This is a genomic window from Streptomyces sp. NRRL B-3229 (genome assembly GCF_000719505.1).
GTDB classification, from domain to species: Bacteria; Actinomycetota; Actinomycetes; order Streptomycetales; family Streptomycetaceae; genus Streptomyces; species Streptomyces griseorubiginosus.
Genome location: NZ_JOGP01000060.1, coordinates 1 through 3440, shown reverse-complemented (window position 1 = coordinate 3440; position 3440 = coordinate 1). Strand labels below are relative to the sequence as shown.

The window sequence follows — 3440 nt, the reverse complement described above, 5'->3', positions numbered from 1 at the left end:
CACCGTCGGCAACCCGCTCAAGCTCTCCGACTCTCCCACCACCATCACCACCCCACCCCTCCTCGGCCAGCACAACCAAGAGATCTACATCGGCGAACTGGGTCTCGGCGACGAGGAGTTGCGGCTGCTGAAGTCGGGCGGGGTGATCTGACGTGGTGAACCGGAGCCATGTCCACGGCCGGTCGGGCGGTGGTCCATGACGTGACTGAGCACGGGGTCCGGCGGCGGTGCGCGTCGGCGAACCCCGGGAGCCGTGCGCGCACGAAAGGAATTTGGACAGGGGGCGCTGGCCAGATCTTTCGACGCAAGGAGTGCTTGAGGCTATGACAACACTCGACTACTCGTCGTCCGCCGCCTTCAGGGAGGTGACGGACCGCAACGGCCGCGTGTACCGGATCGGTGAGACCGACCGGCACATCATGGGACGGCCACGATGGACCATGGTGCTCTTCCCTTGGATGGGCATGCTGGGCATCAGTTCCTCGGAGTACGCGTTCACATCGGCCGAGGACACACTGCACGAGGCGCATCTGTGGAGCAGTGGGCACATCTTCTGGCTGATGGGTGTCTGGGTCTTCTTCCAGGCGGCCGTCGCATTCCCCGCCGGGCAGCTCAGGGAGAGCGGCAAGCTTCCGGCCCGCTACGCGATGATGCTGGGTGCGCTGGGCACCGTCCTCGGCTATCTCTCGCTCGCGTTCGCGCCGAACGTGATCGTCGCCTATCTGGGCTTCGGTGTGTGCAGCGGTATCGGTGCCGGTCTCGTCTACGCGACCTGCGTGAACATGGTCGGCAAGTGGTATCCGGAGCGCAAGGGCGGCAAGACCGGCATGGTCAACGGCGGTTTCGCCTACGGCTCGGTGCCCTTCGTCTTCCTGTTCACGTCGTACATGGACCTGAGCAACTACAGGGGCGTCCTGGTGACGGTCGGCCTGGTCTGCTGCTCCGTGGTCGCGTTCGCGGGCTGGTTCTTCAAGGACCCGCCGAAGAACTGGTGGCCGCCGCACGTCGACCCGCTGAGGATGACCGACGACCCGAAGATCCGGCGGGCGCTGGAGAAGAACCCGCCGGCCGTCAAGCAGTACACCCCGAGGGAGGCCGCGCGCACACCCGTCCTGTGGATGATGTGGTTCTGCCTGCTGTGCACGGCCGGCATCAACATCTTCGGCATCGCCTTCCAGGTGCCCTTCGGAAAGGACATGGGCTTCGCGGGCGGGATCGTCGCCACGGCGATGTCGCTGAAGGCGATCGTCAACGGCACCGGACGCGGGGTGATCGGCTGGATCTCCGACAAGTTCGGGCGCCGCAACACGCTGATCATCGTGTGTCTGGTGCTGGGCACCGCCCAGTTCGGGGTGCTGGTCTCGGGCCAGATGGGCAGCATGCCGTTCTTCCTCTTCTGCTCCATGGTCTCCGGTTTCGGCGGCGGCGCGATCTTCCCGCTGTTCGCCGCGATGACCGCGGACTACTTCGGTGAGAACAACAACGCCTCCAACTACGGCATGGTCTACAGCTCGAAACTCATCTCGGGGCTCGTGGGCTCCGGGGTCGGCTCGATCGTGGTCGGCGTCTGGGACTACCAGGGCGCGTTCGTGCTGGCCGGCTCGATCGGCCTGGCGTCCGCGGTCCTCGCCCTGTTCCTCAAGGCGCCCGGCAGGCCCCAGTCCAGCCGCAGGACCGTACCCAACCCGCAACCGCTCGGCGAGGAAATGGCCTGACATGACGGCAGATCCGTACGCAGCACGCAGCGAGACCGACAAGACCGCACACTCCACCGCCGCACCACGTCCCTACCGAGAAGTGACCGACGGCAACGGCCGTGTCTACCGCATCGGCGAGACCGACCGGGACATCCTCGGCCACTCACGCAAACTCATGGTGTACCTGCCCTGGATCACCATGATGGCCATCAGCGTCTTCGAGTACGCGTACGGCTCGGCCGAGGACACCCTGTCCCACGCCCATGGCTGGACGCAGAGCAACACCTTCTGGATCCTCAGCGTCTGGGTCTTCTTCCAGGCCGGCATCGCCTTCCCCGCGGGCTGGCTGCGGGAGAAGGGCGTCCTGACCGCCCGCAAGGCCATGTACACCGGCTCGGGCATGTGTCTGGTCGGGTTCCTCGCCCTGTCACATCTGGGCAACGTCTGGCTGGCGATCCTGGGCTTCGGCGTCGTCGGAGGAATCGGCGCCGGGCTGGTCTACGCGACCTGCATCAACATGGTCGGCAAGTGGTTCCCCGAACGCCGGGGCGCCAGGACCGGGTTCGTCAACGGTGGCTTCGCGTACGGGTCTCTGCCCTTCATCTTCATCTTCAACTACGGCTTCGACACGGCCAATTACCACCGCGTCCTGGACCTGATCGGCTGCTACATCCTGACCGTGGTCGTGGGCTGCGCGTTCTTCTTCAAGGACCCGCCCAAGAACTGGTGGCCAGCGGACATCGACCCGCTGACCTACGGCGGCAACGGCAAGGGTGCCGTCGCGCTCGCCAAGAACCCTCCCGCGGTACGGCAGTTCACGCCGAGGGAGGCCGTCAGGACCGGCATGCTCCCTCTCATGTGGATCGCCCTCGTGATGACGGCGGGAGTGTCGATCTTCGGGATCTCATTCCAGGTCGACTACGCGAAGGAGGTGGGCTTCGGCCCGCTGGTGGCGGCCTCGTCGATGGGTGTCATGGCGGTCATCAACGGCGTCGGGCGGGGCGTGGTGGGCTGGCTGTCCGACAAGTGGGGCCGCAAGTCCACGCTGGTGTTCGTGATCGTCGTCCTGGGACTCGCGCAGTTCGGCGTGATCTGGGCGGGTGACGTCAGGAGCGAGTCGCTGTTCCTGTTCTTCGCGTTCCTGTCCGGGTTCGGCGGCGGCGCGTTCTACCCGCTGTTCGCGGCGCTCACCCCGGACTACTTCGGGGAGAACTTCAACGCCTCCAACTACGGGCTGGTGTACAGCGGCAAGCTGATCAGCGGCCTGTTCGGCGGCGGGCTCGGTTCGATGGTCGTCGCGGCGTGGGGTTACGACGGCGCGTACGCGCTGGCCGGCGCCACCTCGATGGTCGCGGCGGGGATCGCCATGCTGCTGCGGCAGCCGGGGCGGCCCAGGAGCCGTGAGGCGGTTCCGCAGCCACAACCCGCGGCCTGAGCAGGGCCGTTCGGACGTCGCGCGAGCCGTTGGGATGTCGCACGAACCGTTCGGACATCGCGCGAACCGTTCGGACATCAGGCGGCCCTTCCCCTTGCCGTTGACCGGGGAAGGGCCGCCTGATCCCGCCTGCCGGTTGCTCCGCGCGGGCTACTTCTCGCGCTGGTGGTACATCTCCCGGGTGTGCTCGGTGTGTTGCCGCATGACGGCGGTGGCGCGCTGTTCGTCGCGGTCGGTGATGGCGGCGATCAGCTCCCGGTGCTCGATCCAGGACTGCCGACCACGCTGCCGGGCGATCGGCGTGTAAT

The 3440-nt window shown here is 66.5% G+C and carries 3 protein-coding genes and 1 pseudogene; 3 read left to right on the top strand and 1 reads right to left on the bottom strand.

All coding sequences use genetic code 11. The annotated features are described in order from the left end of the window. The 3 genes and pseudogenes from IF54_RS42540 to IF54_RS0138550 form a co-directional block, all read left to right on the top strand. Nucleotides 1-151, top strand: a pseudogene (locus IF54_RS42540) (formyl-CoA transferase); the annotation flags it as partial. A gap of 172 nt (nucleotides 152-323) precedes the next feature. Further along, nucleotides 324-1715 carry an OFA family MFS transporter gene (locus IF54_RS0138555; RefSeq protein WP_030327334.1) on the top strand — a complete coding sequence of 464 codons (1392 nt, stop codon included), beginning with the start codon at nucleotides 324-326 and terminating at the stop codon, nucleotides 1713-1715. 1 nt (nucleotide 1716) lies between these two features. After that, nucleotides 1717-3132 carry an OFA family MFS transporter gene (locus IF54_RS0138550; protein WP_030327333.1) on the top strand — a complete coding sequence of 472 codons (1416 nt, stop codon included), beginning with the start codon at nucleotides 1717-1719 and terminating at the stop codon, nucleotides 3130-3132. Nucleotides 3133-3282: 150 nt separating this feature from the next. Here IF54_RS0138550 and IF54_RS0138545 read toward each other — a convergent pair. After that, a partial coding sequence (locus tag IF54_RS0138545) for an FCD domain-containing protein (protein WP_030327332.1) occupies nucleotides 3283-3440 on the bottom strand: 158 nt, incomplete at its 5' end.